Origin of the sequence: Colwellia sp. MT41 (assembly GCF_001444365.1) — a bacterium.
GTDB classification, from domain to species: Bacteria; Pseudomonadota; Gammaproteobacteria; order Enterobacterales; family Alteromonadaceae; genus Colwellia; species Colwellia marinimaniae.
The window spans coordinates 1,805,446-1,831,031 of sequence record NZ_CP013145.1 but is presented as its reverse complement, the minus strand read 5'-3'; the positions used below and the strand labels follow the sequence as shown (position 1 = coordinate 1,831,031).

Below are 25,586 nucleotides of genomic sequence, written 5' to 3'. Positions count from 1 at the left end.
ACTACTCCAACTTTTACTTTAGGCTTTTTTCATCACGCACTTTAATGGGTGCTGATGTTCAAAAGCGTACTGGACAACATGTTCTACTTTTGTTTCTGCTATCTCTGCAGTATATATGCCGCAAAGACCCTTTCCTTGATTGTGAATGGTTAACATAATATCTGTTGCTTGTTCTGCTGTTTTGTTAAAAAAATTACACAATACATCTACAACAAAGTCCATCGGGGTATAGTCATCATTAAGTAAAAAAACATGGTATTTAGCCGGTTCTTCTATTTGCTCTTTAACTGCCTCTTCAACAATGGTTTGGGTGTCAAATAACTCTTTCCTAGTGCTCATATGTTTATCTTAGTCTCTACTTTTCACTTTTGCTGTAACTTTTTGTGGAATTAAGCCTAAAGAACGGTAATAAAACATCTTTTTAACTTGACTAATTCCATAACTTATCTACGATTCTATAGGCGACTAATATTTAGTCGCTTAGTTTGTGGTCTATGCACTAACTTATCATTTGCCTATCCCTTTGGGGATATACGCTGCAACGATAAGTTAAACATAATTAAATACTAAAGGATATAAGGAAGTTGAAGTATGGCACACGGTACAGTTAAATGGTTTAATAATGCAAAAGGTTTTGGCTTTATTCGTCCAGATAGTGGTGGAGAAGATATTTTCGCGCACTATTCAACAATCGAAATGGATGGGTATCGAACATTAAAAGCCGGACAAGATGTCAATTACGAACTAAATGAAGGCCCTAAAGGTCACCACGCAGCTAGTATTAAATTAGCTGAAGACGAACTAGAATAAAAAACCTTAGCGCTAAAGTAACACAAAAAAACACAGCTATTTAGCTGTGTTTTTTTATGCTCTTACCGCCTTCAGCTACATATGTTCAATAATACAATCACCAAATGCTGAACAAGAAACTAAAGTGGCATCATCCATCAATCGCTCAAAATCGTATGTTACTGTTTTCGCTTTAATGGCTCCCGACATCCCTTTAAGGAGTAGATCAGCCGCATCAAGCCAGCCCATATGTCTTAACATCATTTCAGCGGAAAGAATCACTGAGCCAGGGTTTACTTTGTTTTTACCGGCGTATTTTGGCGCTGTGCCATGAGTTGCTTCAAACACCGCAACTTCATCGCCCAAATTTGCCCCAGGAGCAATACCTATACCACCAACCTGAGCCGCAAGAGCATCTGATAAGTAATCACCATTCAAATTTAAAGTAGCAATGACGCTATACTCTGCTGGTCGTAATAATATTTGCTGTAACATAGAATCGGCTATAACATCTTTAATGATGATATCTCGACCTGTATTAGGGTTTTTAAGGGTGCACCAAGGACCACCATCGATTAAGCTTGCGCCGAATTCTTCTCGCGCCAGTTCATAACCCCATTCTTTAAACGCGCCCTCGGTAAACTTCATAATATTACCTTTATGAACCAGAGTTACCGAATCTTTATCATTATCAATTGCATATTGAATTGCTTGTCTGACCAGACGTTGTGTGCCTTCTTTAGATACTGGCTTTATACCAATACCACAATTTTCAGTAAAACGAATATTACTAGCGCCCATTTCATTAATCAGAAAATCAATCATGGCTTTAGCCTTATCACTCCCGGCTTTAAATTCAATACCGGCATAAATATCTTCAGTGTTTTCTCTAAAGATAACCATATCGACTTCAGCCGGTCTTTTTACCGGGCTTGGCACACCGGTAAACCATCGTACTGGACGTTGACAAACATAAAGGTCAAGCATTTGTCTTATGGCGACATTCAAAGAGCTCATGCCACCCCCTACAGGTGTTGTCAGCGGTCCTTTTATGGAAACCTTATATTCCTGTAGTATGGCAAGTGTCTCATCTGGCAGCCACGTTTCACTATCATACATTTTGGTCGCTTTCTCACCAGCATAGACTTCCAGCCATACTATCTTCCTATCGCCACTGTAAGCTTTAGCGACAGCAGCATTTACAACTTTTAACATAGGTGGTGTCACATCCACACCTATACCATCGCCTTCGATGAACGGGATTATCGGATTATTTGGCACTATTAACTTACCGTCAATAAAAGTTATTTTATCTCCAGTGGTTGGAATGGTGATTAGATTCGTCATAAAGTTAGCTCCACATTAAGCAAGAATAAAAATGTTGCACTACTAAACTAAATCAAAAAAGTTCAAGTCACTAATCACTTTTGGATTATATTCGTTATCACTAAAATGAATAAATATCCTTTAGACCAAAGTCTAATAAGGAATATCGGTAAAAAAAACAAAAAAAAGCTAAGTATTACTACTTAGCTTTTTATTTCGGTGCGCTTGGTAAACAACTTAACTCTTTGTTTACCCTGAATTTTGCTAACTATTTTATAACAGTGCCGATAAAATAGTATTAAAGGTCTCACTAGGACGCATTGCTTTTTCGACCAGCTGAGTATCCGCAAAATAATAACCATTGAGATCAACCGCTGGACCTTGAACGGCATTTAACTCAGCAATAATCTTTTCTTCCTGCTTGGTCAGCGCTTGCGCTATACCAGTAAAGTTGTCTTTAAGCTCAGTATCCGTTGTTTGCTCTGCTAGTGCTTGCGCCCAAAACATGGCAAGGTAAAAATGGCTACCGCGGTTATCTAATTCACCCACTTTACGTGATGGTGATTTGTTGGTAGCTAAAAACTTACCCGTGGCTGCATCTAAAGTATCCGCTAATATTTGAGCTTTAGTATTACCCGTCGTTACCGCAACATGCTCTAGTGAGGCAGCAAGTGCTAAAAATTCACCTAAAGAGTCCCAACGTAAATGGTTTTCTTTTACGAATTGTTGTACATGTTTAGGTGCAGAGCCACCAGCACCCGTTTCGAATAAACCACCACCATTCATTAATGGCACAATCGAAAGCATTTTGGCACTAGTACCAAGCTCAAGAATTGGAAATAAATCCGTTAAATAATCACGTAATACATTACCGGTAACAGATATTGCATCTTCACCTTTAGCAATACGGGCAAGGGTATATTGACAGGCTTTTACTGGCTCAAGAATTTGGATATCTAAACCGCTAGTATCATGGTCAGCTAAATAAGTATTAACTTTTTTGATCATTTGTGCATCATGACCGCGATCTTCATCTAACCAAAATACCGTCGGAATTCCCGTTGCTCTAGCACGAGTTACCGCTAATTTAACCCAGTCTTGAATAGGGGCATCTTTAACCTGACACATTCTGAAAATATCACCTTGAGCAACATTTTGTTCAATCAGTGTTTCACCCTTATCATTTACAACACGAACAACACCGGTACCTGACATGGTGAACGTTTTATCGTGTGAACCATATTCTTCCGCTTTTTGCGCCATTAAGCCAACATTAGGTACTGTACCCATTGTTGTTGGATCGAAAGCACCATTTTCACGACAAAAATCAACTACAGCCGAGAAAACACCCGCATAGTTACGGTCGGGGATCATAAATTTAGTGTCTTTTTGCTTTCCATCAGGTCCCCACATCATACCTGAGGCACGGATCGCTGCCGGCATTGACGCATCAATAATGACATCACTTGGCACATGTAAGTTGGTAATGCCTTTATCTGAGTCAACCATGGCTATTTCTGGGCGAGTAGCATAAACAGCTTGTATGTCTGCTTCAATTTCTGCTTTTTGCTCAGCCGGTAAACGGGCGATTTTAGCGTAAACATCACCAATACCGTTATCAGCGTCAACACCTAACTGTTCAAAAGTAGCCGCATGTTTAGCAAAGACATCTTTATAGAATACTTTTACTGCGTGGCCAAACATGATTGGGTCTGAAACTTTCATCATGGTTGCTTTTAAATGTAATGAAAGTAAAACATCTTCTTCTTTGGCTTTATTTATTTCCGTTTCAAAGAATTCGACCAATGCTGATTTACTCATCACTGAAGTATCAATAATTTCTTTATCCAGTAATGGCAACTTTGATTTTAATAAAGTCACCTCACCGTTTTGAGCAACAAATTCAATATTTACCTCGGTTGCACCAGTAAGTGTTACTGACTTTTCACTGCCATAAAAATCACCTGAGCTCATATGAGCCACATGAGATTTTGACTCGCTAGACCAAACGCCCATTGAGTGAGGGTTATTACGCACGTATTGCTTAACAGAAGCCGGAGCACGACGATCAGAGTTACCTTCACGTAATACCGGATTAACCGCTGAACCTAATACTTTAGCGTAAGTTAACTTAATAGACTCTTCCGCTTCATTTTGTGGCTCAGCCGGGTAATTAGGTAAGTCGAAACCTTTTGTTTGTAATTCTTTAATAGCCAATTCTAACTGTGGAATAGATGCTGAAACATTTGGCAATTTGATAATATTTGCTTCTGGTTTTTTCGCTAATTCACCTAACTCAGCCAATGCATCATCAACACGTTGCTCTTCAGTTAAGTATTTTGGAAAGTTAGCTAAGATACGAGCCGCTAATGAGATATCACGTGTTTCAACATTAATGCCTGAAGAAGCGGTATAAGCTTGAATGATTGGCAATAAAGAATACGTTGCTAAGGCAGGCGCTTCGTCGGTAATAGTATAAATGATTTTTGAGTTATCAGTGCTCATTGAGATTCCTACGTTAATTAGCTAAACGCTCGAGTGTTCGTATAAAGATTCACTAAAAATTAATTAAAATTCACTCAAGCTAAAATTTATTTTTCGCGCGCATAGTATAGTAATTCAAAGCGTATTAATATAGCCAAGCGGCGAGCCATCACATATTTTTAAGGATATTTAGTCTAAAAATGAAGCAGAGTAAAGGCTATACAAGACATAGCGCTAAAAACCAACAGCAGGTACGACCACTTAGCGAAAAGCGAATAATTGTACTTTTCAATAAACCCTTTGATGTTTTATGCCAATTTACCGATGAGAATAATCGCCAAACCTTAAAAGATTTTATCACTATACCTAATGTATATGCAGCAGGACGACTTGATAGGGACAGTGAGGGTTTATTGTTATTAACCAATGATGGTAAGTTACAGCATCAAATAGCCAATCCGGTTAAAAAAACCGAGAAAACCTATTGGGTGCAAGTTGAAGGTGCGCCAACAGAGCATGATTTAGCTAAGTTACGACAAGGTGTTGAATTAAAAGATGGTATGACTAAACCAGCTAAAGTAGCCATTATGCTGGCACCTAAAATTTGGCCACGTATTCCCCCGATAAGGGAACGCGCCAATATTGCCACCACCTGGCTGGAAATCACCATAACTGAAGGTCGTAATAGGCAAGTTAGACGCATGACGGCAAACATTGGTTTTCCTACCTTGCGACTCATTAGATACCGCATCGGCAATTGGACTTTAGATAATATAGCCAATGGGGATTTTAAAGTTGAAGAGTAACGCCGATATATCAACGAGCAATGAGCACGGCTCAAGCCAATTTAAGCCCAATACCACGGTTGCGGCGATTATCCACCATAAAGGTAAATTCTTATTTGTTGAAGAATTAGATAATAACCAAGTAGTATTCAATCAGCCTGCTGGGCACTTAGAGGAAAATGAAAGCCTTACGTCGGCCATTAAACGTGAAGTACTCGAAGAAACGGGCTTAAGCGTAGAGCCCGAATACCTGTGTGGTATTTACTACTTTCATCGACCAGATCTGCAACTGTATTTTTTACGTTTTTGTTTTGTCATCGAATTGGATCAATATTTAACCGGCCAGCCACAAGATAGCGAAATAATAGCCACTCATTGGCTTAGCCTTGAGCAAATAAAAGCAAAAGGTCTGCAATTACGTAGTTCCATGGTATTAGAGTGCATTGAAGATTACTTAGCGGGTAATAAAATCCCCTTATCACAACTAAAATCTAATCTTTAATCTATATCCTGTTAGTTGTGCGTGTTATAATTTTGCGCCTCTTATTTTAGTACACTTATTTTTAGTTATAGATAGTTAGTACGCTTAATTTTTAAAGTCTATTGGTCAAACAAATATGTTAACAGCCACAAATAATACCCCCCCAGAGCAAACCAAAGTTATTGTTGGTATGTCTGGTGGTGTCGACTCATCGGTCTCTGCTTACTTGCTTAAAGAGCAAGGTTATCAAGTAGAAGGTTTGTTTATGAAAAACTGGGAAGAAGATGATACTGATGAGTATTGTGCTGCTGCTCAAGACTTAGAAGATGCCCAAGCTATTTGTGACAAACTAGATATTAAATTACACACCATCAATTTTGCTACCGAATATTGGGATAATGTATTTGAGTATTTTCTTGCTGAATATAAAGCCGGACGTACCCCTAATCCCGATATCATGTGTAATAAAGAAATAAAATTTAAAGCTTTTTTAGAGTTTGCTTGTGAAGATTTAGGCGCCGACTATATTGCCACTGGCCATTACGTGCAACGTGAGTTTCGTGATAATGGCTGGAAGATGATACGAGGCCTCGATAGTAATAAAGATCAAAGTTACTTTCTTTACACTTTAGACGAAAAGCAATTATCTAAAACCTTGTTTCCGGTCGGCCATATTGAAAAACCGAAAGTACGCGCTATCGCCGAAAAGGCTGGCTTAGTTACCCATAATAAAAAAGATAGCACGGGTATTTGTTTTATCGGTGAGCGTAAATTCAAAGATTTTCTTGGTCAATATTTACCGGCAAAACCAGGCATTATTGAATCAGCCGAAGGCGTGGCTATCGGCCATCACGACGGCCTTATGTATCATACCCTGGGGCAACGAAAAGGCTTACGTATCGGCGGTCTAGCTGATGCAGGTGAAGCACCTTGGTACGTGGTCGAAAAAGATTTATTACGTAATGTTTTAATTGTTGGTCAAGGTCACAACCACCCTCGCCTATTTTCTAAAGGTGTCATAGCAAATCAATTACACTGGGTTGATAGAAAAGCACTCAGTAACAGTATCCAATGTACCGTTAAAACGCGTTATCGCCAAGAAGATGTCTCTTGTACGGTAACCCCTTTAACGAGTGACGTAAATGTTAGTGTAGAAAAGCAAGAATACCAAATTGATTTTAATGAAAAACAAAGCTCAGTTACCCCTGGGCAATCGGTGGTATTTTATCAAGGTGATGTCTGTTTAGGTGGTGGTATTATTGATACCCTCATTCGTTAAAATTAACATCGTTTAAGCCAATACAAGCCAAAAACAAGAGATAAAATGAAAGATCAAACCATTACTTTTGCCGCTATTTGCCAAGTTGCTTATCAAGTACAACAAGTCTCACGATCAGGTCATATCACGGATGAAGAATTCCGTGTGTTACTGCAAAGTATTATAGAAACCTCCCCCGATAATACCTTAGCGGTTTACGGTGGCAAACTCAGTAATATCAAAAAGGGTCTGGAGTTGTTAATTCAGCATTTAGGCAGTGATAAAGAGACAAGCAGTGCTAGCAAACAAAAAGACCCTGAGTTTACTCGCTATATCATTAGCTTAATAAACTTAGAAAGACGCCTTGCTAAACAACCTAAACAGCTCAACGCCTTGGGTGAACGTATCAATGCAACTGAGCGACAGCTTGCCCATTATCCAATAACAAGCGAGACCTTAATTGCCAGTTTTGCCAGTATTTATAGTGATATTATTAGTCCCTTAGGTAATAAAATTCAGGTCACTGGCGAGCCCAGTATTTTAAAGCAAAACGTAAATCAATATAAAATTCGAGCGTTATTGTTAGCCGGCATACGTGCGGCAGTCTTATGGCGACAAACGGGCGGTAAAAGACGTCATATATTATTTAGTCGTAAAAAAATAGTTGATACCGCTAAAGCCTTACTCAACAGAATTTGATAAAAATTTACCCTCTATTTAGCTCTGTAACTTAACAGCTTAGTTACAGAGCATATTAATATAACCTACATATAACCTAGGAAAAGATTATGGAACTTTCAGCATTAAGTGCAATATCACCAGTAGATGGTCGTTATGGCAGCAAAGTAAAATCATTACGCCCTATTTTTAGTGAATTTGGTCTAATTAAATACCGCGTAACCGTAGAAGTACGTTGGTTACAAAAGCTTGCTGAAACAAGTGCTATTGCTGAAGTTCCAGCATTTTCCACCGAAGCGAATGCTGCTTTAAATGCCATTATCACTGACTTCAGTGAAGAAGATGCGTTAAGCATTAAAAAAATTGAAGCGATAACCAATCATGATGTTAAAGCGGTTGAATACTTCTTAAAAGACAAAATTGCTGATAATGCTGAATTGCATGCAGTCACTGAATTTATTCACTTTGCTTGTACCTCTGAAGACATCAACAACTTATCCCATGGTTTAATGTTGAATGACTGTCGTGAAAAAGTATTATTACCAGAAATGGACAAAATTCTAGCTGCTATCAAAGGGCTAGCGGTTGAATACAAAACTATACCTATGATGTGTCGTACTCACGGACAACCTGCTTCGCCAAGCACCCTAGGTAAAGAAATGGCTAACGTATATGTACGTTTACAGCGTCAACGTGAGCAAATCGCCAAGGTGGAGTTGTTAGGTAAAATTAACGGCGCCGTAGGTAATTACAATGCTCACCTTAGCGCTTACCCTGACATTGACTGGCATGAATACGCTAATGAATTTGTTACCTCATTAGGTTTATCATTCAACCCGTTTACCACGCAAATTGAGCCACATGACTATATTGCTGAGCTATTTGATGCTATCGCTCGTTTTAATACCATTTTAATCGATTTTGATCGTGATATCTGGGGTTACATCGCTCTAGGTCACTTCAAGCAAAGAACTATTGCCGGTGAAATTGGCTCATCAACCATGCCACATAAAGTTAACCCGATTGATTTTGAAAACTCAGAAGGTAACCTAGGTATTGCTAATGCACTTTTCACTCACCTAGCACAGAAATTACCTATTTCTCGTTGGCAACGTGACCTAACTGACTCAACAGTGTTACGTAACCTAGGCGTTGGTTTTGCCCATGCGATGATCGCTTACGGCGCAACCCTAAAAGGTATTAGCAAGTTACAAGTTAACGAAGCAAACCTAGCAGCAGAATTAGACAATAACTGGGAAGTGTTAGCCGAGCCAGTACAAACAGTGATGCGTCGTTACGGCATTGAAAAACCATACGAAAAATTAAAAGAGCTCACCCGTGGTAAACGTGTCAACGGTGACTCTATGCGCGAATTTATTATGACCCTTGAGCTACCTGATCATGCCAAAGCGCAGTTATGTGAAATGACTCCTGCTAGCTATATTGGCCGTGCTGTTGCTTTTATTGATGAGCTAAAATAAGTTACTTTTAAGCACTGACATTAAAAAGAAGGCGCTATGCCTTCTTTTTTGCTTATAGCCCCCATACTTAAAGCTTAAAAGCCCTCAGTAATGCCTCAAATCACCTAATTGATAAATAAAAATACATAAAAACAAATAAAACTCGCCAATCATTGGCAACAAGCTGCTCCGCTACTTAAAAATATTCGTGAAAAAGTCTTTGTCTGTGAAAGACGCATCCCTAAAAAAATTGAATTTGATCAAGGTGATCGTACCGCATATCACATGCTAGTATGTGACGATAAAAATCAACAGCCTATTGCAACCGGACGTATTTCTCCACAAGGAGAAATAAGCCGTATTGCCGTGGTTATGGGCTATAGAAATGAAAAAATAGACAAGTTTATTATGCAGGGTTTATTCCATATTGCCCATAAACTCATGCTAAAGGAAGTATTTATTTCCAGTCCATTAGATAAAGTAGAGTACTTTACTCAACATGATTTTTACCCGATTGGCTCCGTTTATATGGTGGCTGGCATGCCAAAACAACGGATGGCATGCGCAATTTCTCAGGCAGTAAAACATGCAGAAAAAGCCAAGTACTACCTAAATCACTAATATTTTTCGTTGAAGTTATAACTATTTAGCTTGCCACAGAGACTCATCTTCATACAATTTATACAAACCTTCCGCGCGGCCAATTAATAACTGAGCAAAGTCATGCTGCTCTTCACTTTTTGCTTGTAAAAGATTTTCTGCCTGCATTTGCCATTTTAGCGAGAAATGTCTCAATGCATCACGTGCATTAGTGGCAACCTCAGCACTGCTGTGATCGCTTGGTAAATCACCACATAAAACCCAGTAACTTTTCCCTTCAAGGGAGGTTAATTTCCACAGTGCTAACAATGGCACTAAGTAACGGCTATCTTCCGTTTTAACACTATTGGTGACAATACCTTTCTCTGCTAGATACTTAGTGGCTGTTTGATATTGCTCTCTTATCCATTGCTGCTGTTGCTCTTCTGTCATCTTTACTGCTTCGTTCATTTTATCTCTCTACTTATTCAAATTCATCTTGGATTGTTGATTTACAGCCAGGGGCTAGTATGTCACCAATAATGTGCAGTTGTAGCTTTTCGCTTACAGCTAGCATCCTAATAGTAAATACTTAATGTTACTCGTGACTAGCTTGGCAATTTTCTAGGTGCTATGGTTCTCTTAAAACATTACAACACATTTAAATTGCCTTTTCTAGCAAGAAAAAATGGAGATAAAAAGATGGCTTTATTTGATTTACCTGATTTTGACGATCACGAACAAGTTGTTTATTGCAGCGATAAAGCAAGTGGACTAAAGGCAATTATTGCCATCCATAGCACTAAACTTGGTGCTGCTGTCGGCGGCTGTAGAATGTGGGACTATGCTAGTGATGAAGAAGCTCTCATTGATGTTTTAAGACTATCTAAAGGCATGACTTATAAAAATGCTTTAGCAGGCTTAAGTATGGGTGGTGGTAAGTCGGTCATTATTGGTGATGCAAAAACACTTAAATCCGAAGCGCTATTTAAAGCCTTTGGTGCAGCATTAAATAACTTAAATGGCCGTTATTTAAGTGCAGAAGATGTCAATATCACCACAAGTGATATCGCTATTGCTAACACTGTCACCCCTTTTGTCACCGGCACTGAAGGTAAAAGCGGTAACCCTGCCCCCTTTACCGCCCTTGGAACCTTCCTCGGCATCAAAGCATCGGTCAAACATAAACTTAATCGTGATGACTTAACTGGCCTCAAAGTTGCCGTACAAGGGCTAGGCAGTGTCGGTTATCTTTTATGCGAACACCTCCATAATGCTGGGGTAAAACTTGTTATCACGGATATCAATCAAACGGCTTTAGATATTGCCGCAACTGAGTTTAATGCCGAGGTGGTAGGTTTAGATGAAATTTATGATCAAGATGTTGATATCTATGCCCCCTGTGCATTAGGTGCCACCATTAATGATAAAACCATCAGTCGTTTAAAAGCCGGTATTGTTGCTGGTTGTGCAAATAATCAATTAGCCGAGCCGCGCCATGATCAAGCTTTAGTAGAGCATGGCATTTTATACGCACCCGATTATGTAATTAATGCCGGTGGTATCATTAATGTCTCTTTTGAAGAGGATTACGATGCTAAAAAATCGACTCTAAAAGTTAAAGAAATCTATCATACCCTATTAGATATTTATGCTAAGGCTGATGCACAAAATAGACCTACCGGTATTATTGCTGATAAAATGGCGCGAAAAATCATTAAAAATGGTGGTAAATAGCGGTTAGCTTGGCAAGCTACATTCAAGTAATCAACAAGATTTTCCAGGCTACACTATAATTGCTACAACCATTCATAGGGAATAGCAATGAAAGCCTTGCTCATTTTGTTGTTACTTTTTTCAGCCCATTGTTTTGCCATAACGACGGTAACAACAACGGGAAAACAAAAGCCTGATGATGCCAGTCACGATTATTTTGTCGGCTTACTTCGCCTTGCCTTAATTGAAACCGCAGATGAGTATGGTTACGCGGTTTTACAAACAGTCCCTTACCCTGGGCAAGAGCGAATGTTAAAGTTATTAGCATTAGGTGCTTTTTACGATGTTGTCTGGGCTGGTAATTCAGATATTCGTCAGTCTGACCTTCATAAGGTCGCTTTCCCTTTATTCCGTGGCGGTTTAGGTTGGCGCGGTATGATAATACGTCAACAAGACAAAAATAAGTTCTCCGCATATCATTCAGTCAAAGACTTAAGCAAGGTAATTGCTTGCCAGGGGCGACACTGGCCAGATGCAGATATATTAGAGCATGCTGGTCTTGCTGTAGCACGTGTTGGCTACTTTGATGCTATGTTACATATGGTCGAGTTAAAGCGTTGTGATTATTTACCCTTAAGTATTTTTGAAGGCCAAGCTGAACTTGACCTAGTTCAAAGCAGCTTTCCAAACCTTATATTTTATCAAGACTTAATTATTCAATACCCGCTTACCATGCATTTTTTTGTCAAAAGCAATAATAAACAGTTAGCCAACCGATTAACTTTAGGCTTACAACGCCTTTATGATTCCGGCGCGTATGAGTATTACATGCAAAAACATCCCTTAACCCAATATGCTTTTCCACTAAGTAAATTTAAAAATTCAAGAGTAATCAAATTAGAGAACCCTAATATTAAGCAAAAAGAATTGGCTAAGTTTGGTTTAACTTGGCCCAGTGGTAAATAAAAAAACCCAGCGACAAGCTGGGTTTTATGGTATTGAGTAAGTGATTTTCAAATAAAAAACTAATCAATCAATTGATATTGCTCACGTAATATTGTAATTATTTCTGCTTTGGGGTTATCAGATAAGATAATTTTTTCACCGGTAATTTTCTCAGCAAGATCTATATATGTTTTAGAAACGTGCATTAAGACATCTACTGGTAATTCATTATCCGCAGCAAGTGCTAAACGCTCGTTCATACGATCTTTATTGAGTAAAATATCTGCATCTGCAAAGTGATTCAATAACCACTGACGGAAACCTTCTTTCGAGTTTTCAACGACGTTACCCGCACGGTATTGCGCACCATCCCATATACGTGATGAGTCTGGTGTGCCTACTTCATCCATATAAATCAGTTTATCATTACCGTCAATATCTTTCACATAACCAAATTCAAACTTAGTATCAACAAAGACCTGGTCTATGTCAGCTAACGCCGTGGAAATAACATCAAAACCTTCGGTCAGTAATTTTTCATATAAGGCTATATCATCAACCGATTTAAAATTAAAGGCAGCGAAATTATCTTCGATATTTTTACGTGTTATATTGACATCATCAACCGCTGGCACACCGGGTATGCCTTGCAAGACACCCTTGGTTGAGGGGGTTTGTAGCAGCTCTGTTAGCTTACTATCTTTTACTAAGCCATCAGCAAGCTCAATGCCACAAAATTCACGTTCGCCTTTAACATAACTGCGCCACATAGAGCCGGTAATATACTGACGACAAATGGCTTCAATCATAACCGGTTTAGCTTTTTGTACAATCCAGACAAAAGGATGAGGTATATCTAAAATATGACTATCGGCAAGTCCCTGCGCTTTAAACAACTTAAACCAATGATTTGAAATGGCATTCAATGCCGCACCTTTGCCAGGCACTCCGCGCATGCCATCTTTACCCGTCCAAATGCAATCAAAAGCTGAAATCCGATCGCTGATCACCATAATAGCTAAAGCGGTATCACTCGGGACATCATAGCCTTTCTCTTTAATAAGGCGCTTGCTATCTGCTTCAGTTAACCAATAAACAGAGCGTACTTTACCACTGTGTACAGGAGCATCCGTCCGGATTGGCAGGTCGTTATTAACGGCTAAAACTTTATCAGCTAGGTTCATAATTAATTCTCTTATATATTCACAAATATTTTCAGCTTTTTAGAAAAAATACCACTTAACTAAAACTACTTATACCGTTAATCCGCACTCTGATCTTAAGTAATAATTAGCGGGCTGGTGCAATCAAATAATTTTAGTTAAATCGTAATCGCTTAAAAGTAAAAAGGACGCTATAAAGCGTCCTTTTTTCAAGCCTAACTAACCCTTAGTTAAGCTTACATTCTTATACTTAAGCAGCTAAAGAAGCTTGCGCTTTTTCAACTAAGAAAGTGAATGCTACTTTATCGTATACTGCGATATCAGCTAGGATCTTACGATCAATTTCAATAGTAGCCTTTTTAAGACCATTAATGAATTTGCTGTAAGATAAACCATTTATACGAGCTGCTGCGTTAATACGAGCGATCCAAAGTTGACGGAATTGACGTTTACGTTGACGACGATCGCGGTAAGCGTATTGACCTGCTTTAGTTACTGCTTGAAAAGCAACACGATAAACACGACTACGTGCTCCGTAATAACCTTTAGCTTGCTTTAGAACCTTTTTGTGACGTGCACGAGCTTGTACACCACGTTTTACTCTAGCCATTTTCTATATCTCCTAATTAACCGTGACGTAAAAGTTTTTTAACTGACTTAATGTCAGCTGCGGCGATCATGCTTTTAGCACGAAGATGACGCTTAACTTTAGTACGACGCTTAGTCAGGATATGACGAAGGCCAGCTTGTTTGAACTTGTAGCCATTGGCTGTTTTTTTAAAGCGCTTTGCAGCACCTTTATTGGTTTTCATTTTAGGCATGTGAATAACTCCGCATTTATACCCTTTGGGTATATGCCAAATATTAAGTAGCGAGGGCGAAAGTAATTTTCTTTATTTAACTAAAGTCGGTCACTTTACTTGTAAGCCTTTACTACCAGCGTAAAGATAAAGTTGGTGAATAGGAAATCCGAAAATCCCCTATTACTTGTCAAACCAAGTTTTATCTATTTTTAGGGGCTAAGACCATCACCATTTGACGCCCTTCCGCACGACGCGGGAAGAACTCGAGCACAGTAAGCTCAGCTAAATCGTTTTTAACACGAGTTAGTAGCGCTAAACCAATCTCTTGGTGGGCCATTTCACGGCCACGGAAACGTAATGTAACCTTGACCTTATCGCCACTTTCTAAAAAGCGTTTCAGGTTGCGTAGTTTTACCTGATAATCGCCTTCATCTGTACCAGGACGGAATTTAATTTCCTTAACCTGAATTTGTTTCTGATTTTTACGTTGTTCTTTCTGCTCTTTAGCTTTTTCATAGATAAACTTGCCGTAATCCATGACACGACAAACGGGTGGTTTAGCAGTAGGGCTAATTTCAACCAGATCCACACCAGCATCATATGCTTGGTCCATTGCTTCATCTAATGTAACGATGCCACCGGCTTCTCCGTCAAACTTAATTAAACGAACTTCATTGCCTGAGATATCTGTAATTAACTCATTTAAACGATGAGCTGGCTCTTTACGCCCGCCTCGTTGTCCACCTTTAATAGCCATGTTCCTCCAAAGAACTCTTTTTTAGCTGTTTATTGAATATCTGCCTTTAATGTTTAATTACAAAAAAGGCAGACTATTTTTAAATTTATAATATCCATTATAAATTTATCGCTGCTTAAACTATGACTGACGCGTTTTCACTTCATCAGATAACTTAGCGATAAAATCATCAACAGACATTTTTCCTAAATCTTCACCACTTCGAGTCCGAACGGAAATTTCGCCGGATTCCATTTCTTTGTCACCAATAACCAACAAATAAGGAATACGCTTCAAAGTATGTTCGCGGATTTTAAAGCCTATCTTCTCATTTCTCAAGTCTTGTTTTGCTCTAAAGCCATTTTCTTTCAGTTTTTTAACGATTTCTTTACAATAATCACCTTGTTTATCGGTAATATTCATAATTATGGCTTGAGTCGGTGATAACCATGTTGGGAATTTACCCGAATACTCTTCAATTAAAATACCAATAAAGCGCTCTAATGAACCTAAAATAGCTCGATGAATCATCACCGGAGTATATCTTTCGTTGTCTTCACCAACATAAGTGGCACCTAAACGCTCTGGCAAAGCAAAATCAAGTTGCACTGTGCCACATTGCCAAGCTCGTCCTAAACAATCCATTAAGGTAAATTCAATCTTAGGACCGTAAAAAGCACCTTCACCAGGTAAGTATTCAAAGTCAATATTACTGTCGGTTAATGCTTGTGCTAAGCCCGCTTCCGCTTTATCCCAAATTTCATCACTACCAATACGACTTTCCGGACGTGTCGATAATTTAACAATAATATCTTTAAAGCCAAATGAACCATAAATATCGTAAACCATCTCGATACATTTTTTCACTTCGTCTTGAACTTGCGATTCCATACAGAAAATATGGGCATCATCTTGAGTGAAACCACGTACGCGCATTAAACCGTGTAACGAGCCTGAAGGCTCATTACGATGACAACAACCAAACTCGGCAATACGTAAAGGTAAATCGCGGTATGATTTTAAACCTTGGTTAAAGATTTGTACATGACCTGGACAGTTCATTGGTTTAATCGCGTATTCACGCTTTTCAGAGGTAGTGGTAAACATACTATCTTTATATTTTTCCCAATGACCAGACTTTTCCCACAAACTTCTGTCCATCATCATCGGCGCTTTTACTTCGTCATAATCGTACTCGCGTAATTTCTCACGCATAAACTTCTCTAACTCAGTATAAATAACCCAACCATCATTATGCCAAAACACCATACCCGGCGCTTCTTCTTGCCAATGAAATAAATCTAAGGCTTTACCAATTTTACGGTGATCACGTTTTTCCGCTTCTGCTAAACGCACGATATAGGCTTTAAGTTGCTTTTTATCTGCCCATGCTGTGCCGTAGACACGTTGCAACATTTTATTGTCGCTATTGCCACGCCAATAAGCACCGGCGAGCTTCATTAATTTAAAGTGATGACAATGACGCATGCTCGGCACATGTGGGCCTCGACACATATCGATATATTCTTCATGATGATACAAAGCAGGCATATCATCTCGAGAGATATTTTCATCTAAAATTTCAATTTTGTAACTTTCGCCGCGCTCAGCAAAGGCATCACGAGCGGTTTGCCACGACCCCACTTTTTTCACCACTTGATAATTAGTACGGGCAAGTTCAGTCATACGTTTTTCAAGCTTAAGCAAATCATCTGTAGTAATGGTGTGCTCTAAATCGACATCATAATAAAAACCATTATCGATAGTAGGACCAATCGCCATTTTCGTATCTGGCCATAGTTGCTTAATAGCATGCCCTAATAAATGTGCACAAGAGTGACGAATAATTTCTAAACCTTCGCTATCTTTACTGGTGATAATTTGTAAGGAAGCATCTTCTGTTATCAATTCACACGCATCAACTAATTCACCATTGATACGGCCAGCAATGGTCGCTTTAGCAAGACCTGGGCCGATATCAAGCGCGACGTCCATTACAGAGACGTTATTATCAAATGAACGAGTTGAACCATCAGGGAGAGTAATTACCGGCATGTGTTTCCTTATCAGTGGCGGCGCACACAAAGCGTCGCTTGAATTTTAATAGTGTATTTAAATGATTAAGCCATGACAAAAGCATAACTTATATGTGTTCATAGTGAACATGACAGCACCTATGCTCCTGCATGTGCTTAATACCGTTCATCCTGAACATAACAGCACCTTGCTCAGGAGAATGTGCTCAGGATAATTGCTCCTGCATTATCTAATAAGGTACTTCCTGTACCGTCTGCATTCTCTATTAAGTGACATCCATGCCACGTCTGCATGTGCTTAGCTAACTTTAAAAATAGCTCCGTTCATCCTGAACATAACAGCACCTATGCTGCTGCATGTGCTTAGCTAACTTTAAGATAACTCCGTTCGTCCTGAACATAGAAAGAGCTATGAGCTCTTTTTTAATGTGCTGATTGTAAAAGCCTTGCCCTGTTAAAACAAGGATTTTCAACAGCATCTCAATACTTTTTTATCTTTAAAAATATAAAAAAAAGTCTTTGGCCCTGCCAATAAAAGTTTTACCGCCTTAACAGCACAGTCTATACCGGGCACTAGTGTTGTTGAAAGGATTGAAACTAAGCAAAAATTTGAGCCATAAAAAATGCTTTAATTTAGATTTGGCTCGAGGTTGCCTATAAGTAGCAAACCGATTACTGCTGAAGAGATGACCCTGCTATTAAAAGAAATCTGCATAGCACTTTACCGGTAAATCAGTAATAATATTGTTAAAGCAATTAACAACTAGTTGATTTAAGTGAAAAGATTACTATTCCTTACTGCTCTTATTGTCTGGCCAGCTCAACAATTTGTCCTTGCCTCACAAAACCCTTGGAAAACATGGAAACAGACTAGTGAGCAAAGTGTTAGTTATCGTACAGCTGCCCACACAGGTAAAACGGATAAAAATCTCATCGAAATTAGAGCCACCGCGACTGTCCATTCAAGCATTGCCGGATTTTTACTGTTTTTACAAGATGTCAGTAACACACCAAATTGGTTAGTTAACGCCAGTGAAAGTGAAATAATTAAGCAATATTCAGCCAAAGAACATAGCTTTTATATAAAATTAGCAAAAATATGGCCATTTATGCCCAGAATCTTAATACTCAATTCCAGCTATTGGCAAAACGATGATCTCAGTGTTGAAATCAACATAACCGATATAAGCGCGATGAAAACTGATAAAAGAAGTCCACTAGCGCTAACCAATATAGAAGATTATTTAAAAGTAAAAGTTCATCATGCCCATTGGAAAATAACACCTAAGCGACCAGAAGATAATGATGCGTCAATAAAACTAACCGAACTATATATTGAGTATATTTTTACCGCCGATGGTCGGGGTAACACACCAAAATGGCTGGCTGATCATATAGCGCTTAAATCAATTTGGAAAAGTATGCGCAATATTAGGCGTCAGTTGCCCGAAGAAAAATGGCAACAACAAGCCATTAAAGGTATTACTGAATTATCGGTAATACCTTAATAAATAAACCTTAACGAATATTCCTTCAACCTTAACAAAACATTAATTTTGGCTCTGTTGTAGTTTGGTGTTGTTGAGTAAACGAGCGAGACGCATACACGCTCATTGACATCCTGTCACCGCGATATACCGTTCGTCCTGAACATAATCCCCTCCATGGGGCTCAACACAAGCATCCATGCTTGTGATGCTCGCTCTTATCACATCAGCAACACCTTCCTTTAAATCAGTGTGTTACATTATAGACAACAGTGTTCTACAACAGAGCCTTAATTTTATTGTTCAGCGGTAATCGCTAACGCCATGGCTTCTGCGATTTTAATACCATCAATAGCGGCAGATAAAATACCACCAGCATAACCGGCCCCTTCGCCCGCTGGATACAACCCTTGGCTATTAAGACTTTGCATGGTTTCTTTATCACGAGTAATTTGAATAGGTGATGAAGTTCGAGTTTCTACTGCCGTTAGTGTTGCCTCTGCCATGGAAAAACCCTTAATTTTCTTTTCAAAAGCAGGTAATGCCTCTCTAATTGCCGCGATGGCATAATCGGGTAACGATTCACTTAAATCGCAATAAGTAACCCCAGGTTTATACGACGGCGTGACACTGCCGTGTTTACCACTTTTACGTCCGGCGAGGAAATCACCAACCAGTTGTACTGGCGCGTCATAGTTTTCACCGCCAAGTCTAAAGGCTTTTTCTTCTAATTTCCGCTGAAAATCGATGCCAGCAAGAACGTGGTCACGTTCACTAGCAAATTCGCCACTGGCACTCTTATTACTAAAATCTGCCGGTTCAATGCCCACAACAATCGCACTATTGGCATTACGCTCATGACGAGAGTATTGACTCATACCATTAGTCACGAGGCGACCTTCTTCAGATGCAGCGGCAACAACGGTGCCGCCAGGGCACATACAAAAGCTATAAACCGAGCGACCATTACTACAGTGATGAACTAATTTATAATCTGCAGAGCCTAAAATTTCATTACCGGCATTATCACCAAAGCGTGCTTCATCAATGACCGATTGCTCATGTTCAATACGAAAACCAACGGAAAATGGCTTAGGTTTAATGTAAACACCTGCATCAAATAACATTTCAAAGGTATCACGAGCGCTATGGCCAATCGCTAAAGCGATATAACTTGTTTCAATATGATCGCCATTGGAGAGAGTTACACCGGTGACTTTTTTATTTTGGTAGCCTTCAATACCTTGGGTTGTACAGGCATTACCGTCAACATCGGTAAAGTGAATTTTATCTACCCGCTGGTTAAATCGAACTTCGCCGCCGAGTGCAAAAATTTCAGCGCGCATTTTCTCAACCATAGTCACTAGTTTAAAGGTACCTATATGCGGTTTGCTGACAAAAAGGATTTCTTCCGGAGCACCTGCTTTAACAAATTCATGCAGAACTTTACGACTGTAATGCTTCGGGTCTTTAACCTGACTATAGAGCTTACCATCTGAAAAAGTTCCGGCACCACCTTCACCAAATTGCACATTAGATTCAGTATTTAAAATCTTTTTCCGCCAAAAGCCAAAGGTATCTTTGGTACGTTGTCGCACATCTTGGCCGCGCTCAAGGATAATGGGCTTAAAACCCATTTGCGCTAATAATAATCCAACAAACAAACCACAAGGTCCCATACCGATAACAACAGGACGACTAGTAAGGTCTTGGGGAGCTTGACTAACAAAGTTATAACTCATATCTGGCGTTACTTTTACCTGAGTATCATCAGAAAATTGTGCCAACAGCTCATCATTAACCTTTGTTTCCACATCTAAGGTGTAAATAAGAAAAATATTATTTTTCTTACGGGCATCATAACCACGTTTAAACACAGTAAAATTGACTAACTGAACCTTTTTAATGGCTAATTTAGTTAAAATAGCTTGTTCAATTTCGTGCTCTTGATGGTCAAGGGCGAGTTTAATATTAGTTAAACGAATCATTCTTTAAGATCCAGCATAGGAAGAGTAATATTTTTCACTATTTTACCTGTACGCTATCATTTTATAAACAAGAGATTGAAATTGCGCTCAACAAAGGTATGATCAACAGCACTTTTAACACCAACATTAACGATTTTAGATAACACTATGACATTTGTGGTAACCGATAACTGTATTTTATGTAAATACACTGACTGTGTAGCAGTGTGCCCTGTTGATGCTTTTTATGAAGGGCCTAATTTTTTGGTTATTAACCCCGATGATTGTATTGATTGTGATTTATGTCCGGTTGAGTGCCCTGTTGATGCTATTTTTCAAGAAGATGCTGTGCCCGAAGATCAGAAAGAATTTATTGAGCTTAATGCTGAATTATCCAAAAACTGGCCGAGAATTACCGAAGTAAAGCCGGCTTTAGCACAAGCAGAAAAATGGGATGGGGTAACCGATAAAATCCAGTATTTAGCAACACAAGCAGATGACTAACGCTCGCCCCCCTTAAGTAAGCTACAGTCGATAGGAAAGCAGCTATACTAAAAAAGATATTACAACCCTTGGGGATAACTATGTGGCATTGCATTGAACAAGCCATTAGCATTGAAACTGGCCAGCCATTTCATATTTCAGAAACGCAAGAAATTTCTATCAGTGGTACTAGAGCCTCTTCATTCACTAGTTTACTTAATAATAAAGAGCCGCCATTAAATCTCTCTTTTAAAATTTCTGATGGCCAGCGTTGTTATTTTTTAAAAATAAATAGCAAAGATTATCTAGATAATTTTCAAGCCGAAGCTTATTCATTAAAGCAACTGAACACACTAACCAATATTGCCAGTCCAAGGGTAACGACCCTAGGAACCAGCTTAGATAAAAGTTTTTTAGTGCTCGATTATATCGACTTTAGTACCGCTAAACCTATGCTTTGGTACCAACTAGGTCAACAACTTGCACAAATGCATTATGAAACTAGCCATGGCCAGTTTGGTTGGCAACATGATAATTACATTGGTAGCACAATTCAGCCTAATCATTGGAGCAGTAACTGGACCACCTTCTTTGCTGACCAACGCATTGCTTGGCAATTACAATTACTGTCCGAACGTTCCATTATGCTAGGGAATATTGAACACATAGCCCAAGTTTGTCACGATGCCTTACTTCATCATCAAGTGACCCCCTGTTTAGTTCATGGTGACTTATGGCAAGGTAATACCGGTTTTACCGGTGAGCAAGCGATGATTTTTGATCCCGCTTGCTATTATGGTGACCGAGAAGTTGATATTGCTATGACAGAATTATTTGGTCATTTTCCTGACGATTTTTATCATGGCTACCAAGCAGAGTACCCGTTAGATGATGGCTATAGCCAAAGAAAGCTAGTCTATAATTTTTACCATATTCTCAATCATGCTAATATTTTTGGTGGTATCTATATAGACCAAGCCAAAGCAGCATTATCACGAATTATGTCTCTACCCTTACACTAATAATTTAAGATATAGAGCAAAGTTTTCGTTAATAAGCACTAGAATTAACCGCTATTTTTGGTAATTTAATTAAAAATAGTCATACTTAATAAAGAAGATATAAAACCCTTTTCCCTTTTGTTATGGCAGGCTATATGATTAATAAACTCAGTGAAAAACGCATTTCTTGTCCCCACTGTGGCCACCACTTACACGCGACCCTAGATGCTTCAGGGGGCGATCAAGACTATTACGATGAATGCCCATCTTGTTGCATGGAAATTCACTACCATTTACACGTCGATGAATATAGAAAAAAGATTCACTTAACCATTGATAGTGATGATGAACAAGTATTCTAACCACGCCTTAAACACGTAAATTCACTGCTCACTAAACAGCTCATCTATAAACTAGCTTGACTTTATTTTAAGACATTTTTTGCCTTGTTTGCACAAGCCATCTCCTCTATCATGCTTTGCATTTAACGATAGTTAATATTCGTTTTCCCCTGCCCCCTTTATTAAAGTTACCGATAACATGAACCTAGCTGACTTCCGCACCCATAGTAAAAGCTTATTAAAATTGACTTACCCCATTTTAATAGCCCAATTAATTCAAAACTTAATGGGCTTTGTTGATATTGTCATGGCGGGACGTGTTAGCGCGACTGATTTAGCCGCCGTGGCCGTGGCCAATAGTATTTGGCTACCACTAATATTGACCATTTACGGCTTAATTATGGCTCTGGCAGCTATTGTTTCTCAGCTTGCCGGTGCCAACAAGTATAAGGATGTGGTCGAGCAAACCTATCAAACAGGCTGGATAGCTTTGCTGCTCGGTATATCGTTAATCGGCCTTTACTACATCCTCACCCCTATTTTAGCGCCACTCGTTACATTAGAGGGTAACCTTGAAGCATTAATGTTTGACTACCTAGGCTATATTGTTTGGGGCGCACCAGGCTATTGCATCTATTTAGTGCTAAGAAACTACTCTGAAGGTCTGTCGTATACTAAGCCAACCATGATTATTAGTATCATTGGTTTACTGGTAAATATTCCAGCAAACTATATATTCATCTATGGTAAGTTTGGTATGCCAGCCCTTGGTGGCGCTGGATGTGGGCTAGCAACCGCATTAGTCTACTGGTCTATGTGTATCAGTATGCTTATTTATTGCTTTTATTCAAAGGTGCTAAAACAAGCCAATTTATTTAATACTTTTTATTGGCCAGTGTTAGCTGAGATAAAAGCCATCCTTGCCTTGGGCATTCCAATTGCATTGTCATTACTGTTTGAAGTCAGTCTCTTTGCCATTGTCGCTATCATATTGGTCCCTTTTGGCGCACAAGTTGTCGCCAGTCACCAAGTTGCCTTAAACTTTACTGGCTTAGTGTTTATGGTGCCGCTAAGCATTGCCATGGCGACAACCATCAAAGTAGGTTACGCTATTGGTAATGGAAACTTTAAACAAGCGAGAGACTATACCAAGTATTCAATAGTGCTTGGCCTAGCACTCGCGTGCTTTACTGCGTTAATAACCGTACTTTTTAGAACACAAATCGCCGGTATTTATAGTACAGAGGCCCCCGTGATAGAATTAGCGGCCAGTTTAATGTTACTTGCTAGCCTTTATCAATTCTCAGATACCATTCAAGTCATTTCCGCAGGTGCCTTACGCGGTTATAAAGACACTAAATCCATTTTATATATTACCTTTGTTTCTTATTGGGTCGTTGGTTTATCTGTGGGTTTAATGTTAGGAATAACCGATTGGATTGTCCCTAAAATGGGTCCATATGGCTTTTGGGTAGGTTTTATTATTGGTTTAACTACCGCGGCAATATTACTGGCTTGGCGCTTACACGTCATTCAACAGCGAATTAAAAAGGCCATACTCGTATAAGAAGAGACCAGCCCAGTAGGCTCAACTTAAAGTGATAGTGCCATATTCAATCACTTTGTTGCTTTAATCAGCAAGTAGTACTTATTTCTCAATGAATTACACAAAACTACTTGCAAGGTGATTAATCAGAAGCTAACATAGCCCTCGTTGAGTTATCAACAGCTGCTCGCTTAGCTCAGTTGGTTAGAGTACTTGCATGACATGCAAGGTGTCACAGGTTCGAGTCCCGTAGCGAGCACCATATTAGGGTTTAATAACCCTCTAAGAAAACCCGTAAAGCCCATAACCAAAGGTTTTACGGGTTTTTTTATGTCCAAAGCTATTTTATGCTGTTCTTTGAAATCCACACTTTTTAGTAGTACGGTATGTAGTACCGATTTTATTTGATAAAAGTTGTACTACTTAAAATGGCTATAAGAACTAAACCACTTACCAATACAGAAGTTAAACAAGCAAAGCACAAAGATAAAATGTATAAGTTATCTGATGGTAATGGTTTACAGCTCCGCGTTATGCCTAATGGCTCAAAACAATGGTTATTAGATTATCTTAAACCTTATAATAAAAAGCGTACTTCAATCAGCCTAGGTTCATACCCTGAAACGTCACTAGCTAATGCCAGAAAAAAACGTGAGCATGCACGCGAACTGTTAGCCAATAATATAGATCCTAAAGAATACAAAGACGATAAACACCGCGAACAAATACTTGCTGCTAGTCATACCTTAAAAAGTGTAGCTACCGATTGGTTTGTTATTAAAAAACATGCCTATGCACTTGGCTCAGGATCGTCATCCCCGTGGTGTTTTAATCGGGGATCCAGTGTATAAAGAACAATAGATCCGGACAATATGCGTCCTGCATTGTCTAACAAGTAGCATCCATGCTACGTTCCGACCAGAGACTTCGAAGATGACGTTTACAAAGAGTTCCTGAGTAAACTACATAGGCATGTTAAAAAAACAACTATCGCAGAAAATACCGCAACAAGTTTATGGCGGAAATTTGAAAATCACGTGTTCCCCAAGTTAGGCCACCGCCCTATTGATAAAATCTTAGCACCAGAAACTATTGAAGCATTAAAGCCCTTAGCCGCTAAAGGTAATTTAGAAACTACAGGGAAGATCATTGGTCACTTAAACAATGTAATGACCCATGCTCTTAATACAGGGATATTACAGCACAACCCCTTGTCTGGTATTCGTAGCGCATTTTCCGCTCCAAAAGTAACTAATATGCCAACCATTAAGCCTAATGAATTAGGTAAACTAATGAAAGACATCAGTTACGCCAGCATTAAGCTAGTCACCAGATGTTTAATTGAGTGGCAACTTCACACCATGACTCGACCCAGTAAAAGTGCTAAAGCCGAGTGGTCAGAAATAGATTTAGAGAATAAATTGTGGGTTATTCCTGCTGAACGTATGAAAATGCACTGTTTTCTAAAGGTATTTATTTTTAAGCTTTTCAATTAATTAAATAATAATTCAGGTTTATCTGG

General features: G+C 39.0%; 26 protein-coding genes and 1 tRNA gene. 17 read left to right on the top strand and 10 right to left on the bottom strand.

Going from position 1 to position 25,586, the window contains the following annotated elements; translation table 11 throughout:
- Positions 1 to 18: 18 nt before the first annotated feature.
- Positions 19 to 339, bottom strand: coding sequence for an ATP-dependent Clp protease adapter ClpS (clpS, locus tag CMT41_RS07835; protein ID WP_057180774.1), 321 nt, complete (start codon positions 337 to 339; stop codon positions 19 to 21).
- Positions 340 to 591: 252 nt separating this feature from the next.
- On the opposite strand from clpS, the gene cspD reads away from it, so the two are divergent.
- Positions 592 to 810 (top strand): cold shock domain-containing protein CspD, encoded by a 219-nt coding sequence (gene cspD, locus CMT41_RS07830; protein WP_057180773.1) that lies wholly within the window; start codon positions 592 to 594, stop codon positions 808 to 810.
- A gap of 75 nt (positions 811 to 885) precedes the next feature.
- Here the strand turns inward: cspD and icd are convergent, their stop codons facing one another.
- Positions 886 to 2,136 carry an NADP-dependent isocitrate dehydrogenase gene (gene icd / locus CMT41_RS07825; protein ID WP_057180772.1) on the bottom strand — a complete coding sequence of 417 codons (1,251 nt, stop codon included), beginning with the start codon at positions 2,134 to 2,136 and terminating at the stop codon, positions 886 to 888.
- A 252-nt stretch (positions 2,137 to 2,388) separates the two neighbouring features.
- Positions 2,389 to 4,620: an NADP-dependent isocitrate dehydrogenase gene (locus CMT41_RS07820; protein ID WP_058026930.1), complete on the bottom strand. Its 2,232-nt coding sequence runs from the start codon at positions 4,618 to 4,620 to the stop codon at positions 2,389 to 2,391.
- A gap of 179 nt (positions 4,621 to 4,799) precedes the next feature.
- Here CMT41_RS07820 and CMT41_RS07815 point away from each other — a divergent pair, with 179 nt between their 5' ends.
- From CMT41_RS07815 to CMT41_RS07790, 6 genes are all read left to right on the top strand, one after another.
- A complete protein-coding gene (locus CMT41_RS07815) occupies positions 4,800 to 5,405 on the top strand; it encodes a pseudouridine synthase (protein WP_057180770.1) in 606 nt (201 codons plus the stop codon).
- Entirely contained in the window at positions 5,395 to 5,886 is a 492-nt protein-coding gene (locus CMT41_RS07810; protein ID WP_231733000.1) for an NUDIX hydrolase, read from the top strand. Before CMT41_RS07815 ends, CMT41_RS07810 begins: the two co-directional genes overlap by 11 nt.
- A 115-nt stretch (positions 5,887 to 6,001) precedes the next feature.
- Positions 6,002 to 7,144 (top strand): tRNA 2-thiouridine(34) synthase MnmA, encoded by a 1,143-nt coding sequence (gene mnmA / locus CMT41_RS07805; RefSeq protein ID WP_058026928.1) that lies wholly within the window; start codon positions 6,002 to 6,004, stop codon positions 7,142 to 7,144.
- A 45-nt stretch (positions 7,145 to 7,189) separates the two neighbouring features.
- A complete protein-coding gene (gene hflD / locus CMT41_RS07800) occupies positions 7,190 to 7,822 on the top strand; it encodes a high frequency lysogenization protein HflD (protein WP_057180767.1) in 633 nt (210 codons plus the stop codon).
- Between the two features lie 89 nt (positions 7,823 to 7,911).
- The gene (gene purB / locus CMT41_RS07795; protein WP_057180766.1) at positions 7,912 to 9,282 is read left to right on the top strand and encodes an adenylosuccinate lyase; all 1,371 of its coding nucleotides are present in this window, start codon (positions 7,912 to 7,914) and stop codon (positions 9,280 to 9,282) included.
- 135 nt (positions 9,283 to 9,417) lie between these two features.
- Positions 9,418 to 9,882 (top strand): GNAT family N-acetyltransferase, encoded by a 465-nt coding sequence (locus CMT41_RS07790; RefSeq protein WP_335338158.1) that lies wholly within the window; start codon positions 9,418 to 9,420, stop codon positions 9,880 to 9,882.
- Positions 9,883 to 9,903: 21 nt separating this feature from the next.
- Here CMT41_RS07790 and CMT41_RS07785 read toward each other — a convergent pair whose 3' ends face one another.
- Entirely contained in the window at positions 9,904 to 10,311 is a 408-nt protein-coding gene (locus CMT41_RS07785) for a DUF4826 family protein (RefSeq protein ID WP_058026925.1), read from the bottom strand.
- A gap of 231 nt (positions 10,312 to 10,542) precedes the next feature.
- Here CMT41_RS07785 and CMT41_RS07780 point away from each other — a divergent pair, with 231 nt between their 5' ends.
- Together CMT41_RS07780 and CMT41_RS07775 are read left to right on the top strand one after the other, a co-directional pair.
- Complete coding sequence (locus CMT41_RS07780; protein ID WP_058026923.1) at positions 10,543 to 11,577, top strand: Leu/Phe/Val dehydrogenase; 1,035 nt, start codon at positions 10,543 to 10,545, stop codon at positions 11,575 to 11,577.
- Between the two features lie 87 nt (positions 11,578 to 11,664).
- The gene (locus CMT41_RS07775; protein WP_057180762.1) at positions 11,665 to 12,522 is read left to right on the top strand and encodes a hypothetical protein; all 858 of its coding nucleotides are present in this window, start codon (positions 11,665 to 11,667) and stop codon (positions 12,520 to 12,522) included.
- Between the two features lie 59 nt (positions 12,523 to 12,581).
- Here the strand turns inward: CMT41_RS07775 and CMT41_RS07770 are convergent, their stop codons facing one another.
- The 5 genes from CMT41_RS07770 to thrS form a co-directional block, all read right to left on the bottom strand.
- On the bottom strand, positions 12,582 to 13,685 hold the full coding sequence (locus CMT41_RS07770; protein ID WP_057180761.1) for a phosphoribosylaminoimidazolesuccinocarboxamide synthase: 1,104 nt from the start codon (positions 13,683 to 13,685) through the stop codon (positions 12,582 to 12,584).
- A gap of 229 nt (positions 13,686 to 13,914) precedes the next feature.
- A complete protein-coding gene (rplT, locus tag CMT41_RS07765; protein ID WP_057180760.1) occupies positions 13,915 to 14,274 on the bottom strand; it encodes a 50S ribosomal protein L20 in 360 nt (119 codons plus the stop codon).
- 16 nt (positions 14,275 to 14,290) lie between these two features.
- A complete protein-coding gene (gene rpmI, locus CMT41_RS07760; protein ID WP_019029135.1) occupies positions 14,291 to 14,485 on the bottom strand; it encodes a 50S ribosomal protein L35 in 195 nt (64 codons plus the stop codon).
- A 181-nt stretch (positions 14,486 to 14,666) separates the two neighbouring features.
- Entirely contained in the window at positions 14,667 to 15,224 is a 558-nt protein-coding gene (infC, locus tag CMT41_RS07755; protein WP_057180759.1) for a translation initiation factor IF-3, read from the bottom strand.
- 120 nt (positions 15,225 to 15,344) lie between these two features.
- A complete protein-coding gene (gene thrS / locus CMT41_RS07750) occupies positions 15,345 to 17,258 on the bottom strand; it encodes a threonine--tRNA ligase (RefSeq protein ID WP_058026921.1) in 1,914 nt (637 codons plus the stop codon).
- A gap of 757 nt (positions 17,259 to 18,015) precedes the next feature.
- On the opposite strand from thrS, the gene CMT41_RS07745 reads away from it, so the two are divergent.
- Positions 18,016 to 18,747, top strand: coding sequence for a hypothetical protein (locus CMT41_RS07745; protein WP_058026919.1), 732 nt, complete (start codon positions 18,016 to 18,018; stop codon positions 18,745 to 18,747).
- Positions 18,748 to 19,022: 275 nt separating this feature from the next.
- Here the strand turns inward: CMT41_RS07745 and CMT41_RS07740 are convergent, their stop codons facing one another.
- Positions 19,023 to 20,714, bottom strand: a complete 1,692-nt coding sequence (locus CMT41_RS07740) for an NAD(P)/FAD-dependent oxidoreductase (protein ID WP_058026917.1) — start codon at positions 20,712 to 20,714, stop codon at positions 19,023 to 19,025.
- 147 nt (positions 20,715 to 20,861) lie between these two features.
- Between CMT41_RS07740 and fdxA the strand changes: the two genes are divergently transcribed.
- The 7 genes from fdxA (at position 20,862) to CMT41_RS07705 (ending at position 25,560) form a co-directional block, all read left to right on the top strand.
- Entirely contained in the window at positions 20,862 to 21,197 is a 336-nt protein-coding gene (gene fdxA, locus CMT41_RS07735; RefSeq protein ID WP_057180754.1) for a ferredoxin FdxA, read from the top strand.
- Between the two features lie 80 nt (positions 21,198 to 21,277).
- Positions 21,278 to 22,198: a fructosamine kinase family protein gene (locus tag CMT41_RS07730; protein WP_057180753.1), complete on the top strand. Its 921-nt coding sequence runs from the start codon at positions 21,278 to 21,280 to the stop codon at positions 22,196 to 22,198.
- Between the two features lie 134 nt (positions 22,199 to 22,332).
- Positions 22,333 to 22,539, top strand: a complete 207-nt coding sequence (locus tag CMT41_RS07725; RefSeq protein ID WP_057180756.1) for a CPXCG motif-containing cysteine-rich protein — start codon at positions 22,333 to 22,335, stop codon at positions 22,537 to 22,539.
- Between the two features lie 178 nt (positions 22,540 to 22,717).
- Positions 22,718 to 24,085 carry an MATE family efflux transporter gene (locus CMT41_RS07720; RefSeq protein WP_058026915.1) on the top strand — a complete coding sequence of 456 codons (1,368 nt, stop codon included), beginning with the start codon at positions 22,718 to 22,720 and terminating at the stop codon, positions 24,083 to 24,085.
- A gap of 164 nt (positions 24,086 to 24,249) precedes the next feature.
- Positions 24,250 to 24,326: transfer RNA gene (locus CMT41_RS07715), tRNA-Val, on the top strand.
- A 166-nt stretch (positions 24,327 to 24,492) separates the two neighbouring features.
- Positions 24,493 to 24,915, top strand: a complete 423-nt coding sequence (locus CMT41_RS07710) for an integrase arm-type DNA-binding domain-containing protein (RefSeq protein ID WP_058026913.1) — start codon at positions 24,493 to 24,495, stop codon at positions 24,913 to 24,915.
- A gap of 102 nt (positions 24,916 to 25,017) precedes the next feature.
- Positions 25,018 to 25,560 carry a tyrosine-type recombinase/integrase gene (locus tag CMT41_RS07705; RefSeq protein WP_442855082.1) on the top strand — a complete coding sequence of 181 codons (543 nt, stop codon included), beginning with the start codon at positions 25,018 to 25,020 and terminating at the stop codon, positions 25,558 to 25,560.
- The last annotated feature ends 26 nt before the right edge of the window (positions 25,561 to 25,586 follow it).

Excerpts from the sequence above, each read along its gene's own strand:
- clpS (WP_057180774.1), bottom strand. The coding sequence starts at position 339 with ATGAGCACTAGGAAAGAGTTATTTGACACCCAAACCATTGTTGAAGAG.
- cspD (WP_057180773.1), top strand. The coding sequence starts at position 592 with ATGGCACACGGTACAGTTAAATGGTTTAATAATGCAAAAGGTTTTGGC.
- icd (WP_057180772.1), bottom strand. The coding sequence starts at position 2,136 with ATGACGAATCTAATCACCATTCCAACCACTGGAGATAAAATAACTTTT.
- CMT41_RS07820 (WP_058026930.1), bottom strand. The coding sequence starts at position 4,620 with ATGAGCACTGATAACTCAAAAATCATTTATACTATTACCGACGAAGCG.
- CMT41_RS07815 (WP_057180770.1), top strand. The coding sequence starts at position 4,800 with ATGAAGCAGAGTAAAGGCTATACAAGACATAGCGCTAAAAACCAACAG.
- mnmA (WP_058026928.1), top strand. The coding sequence starts at position 6,002 with ATGTTAACAGCCACAAATAATACCCCCCCAGAGCAAACCAAAGTTATT.
- hflD (WP_057180767.1), top strand. The coding sequence starts at position 7,190 with ATGAAAGATCAAACCATTACTTTTGCCGCTATTTGCCAAGTTGCTTAT.
- purB (WP_057180766.1), top strand. The coding sequence starts at position 7,912 with ATGGAACTTTCAGCATTAAGTGCAATATCACCAGTAGATGGTCGTTAT.
- CMT41_RS07785 (WP_058026925.1), bottom strand. The coding sequence starts at position 10,311 with ATGAACGAAGCAGTAAAGATGACAGAAGAGCAACAGCAGCAATGGATA.
- CMT41_RS07780 (WP_058026923.1), top strand. The coding sequence starts at position 10,543 with ATGGCTTTATTTGATTTACCTGATTTTGACGATCACGAACAAGTTGTT.
- CMT41_RS07775 (WP_057180762.1), top strand. The coding sequence starts at position 11,665 with ATGAAAGCCTTGCTCATTTTGTTGTTACTTTTTTCAGCCCATTGTTTT.
- CMT41_RS07770 (WP_057180761.1), bottom strand. The coding sequence starts at position 13,685 with ATGAACCTAGCTGATAAAGTTTTAGCCGTTAATAACGACCTGCCAATC.
- rplT (WP_057180760.1), bottom strand. The coding sequence starts at position 14,274 with ATGGCTAGAGTAAAACGTGGTGTACAAGCTCGTGCACGTCACAAAAAG.
- rpmI (WP_019029135.1), bottom strand. The coding sequence starts at position 14,485 with ATGCCTAAAATGAAAACCAATAAAGGTGCTGCAAAGCGCTTTAAAAAA.
- infC (WP_057180759.1), bottom strand. The coding sequence starts at position 15,224 with ATGGCTATTAAAGGTGGACAACGAGGCGGGCGTAAAGAGCCAGCTCAT.
- thrS (WP_058026921.1), bottom strand. The coding sequence starts at position 17,258 with ATGCCGGTAATTACTCTCCCTGATGGTTCAACTCGTTCATTTGATAAT.
- CMT41_RS07740 (WP_058026917.1), bottom strand. The coding sequence starts at position 20,714 with ATGATTCGTTTAACTAATATTAAACTCGCCCTTGACCATCAAGAGCAC.
- fdxA (WP_057180754.1), top strand. The coding sequence starts at position 20,862 with ATGACATTTGTGGTAACCGATAACTGTATTTTATGTAAATACACTGAC.
- CMT41_RS07730 (WP_057180753.1), top strand. The coding sequence starts at position 21,278 with ATGTGGCATTGCATTGAACAAGCCATTAGCATTGAAACTGGCCAGCCA.
- CMT41_RS07725 (WP_057180756.1), top strand. The coding sequence starts at position 22,333 with ATGATTAATAAACTCAGTGAAAAACGCATTTCTTGTCCCCACTGTGGC.
- CMT41_RS07720 (WP_058026915.1), top strand. The coding sequence starts at position 22,718 with ATGAACCTAGCTGACTTCCGCACCCATAGTAAAAGCTTATTAAAATTG.
- CMT41_RS07710 (WP_058026913.1), top strand. The coding sequence starts at position 24,493 with ATGGCTATAAGAACTAAACCACTTACCAATACAGAAGTTAAACAAGCA.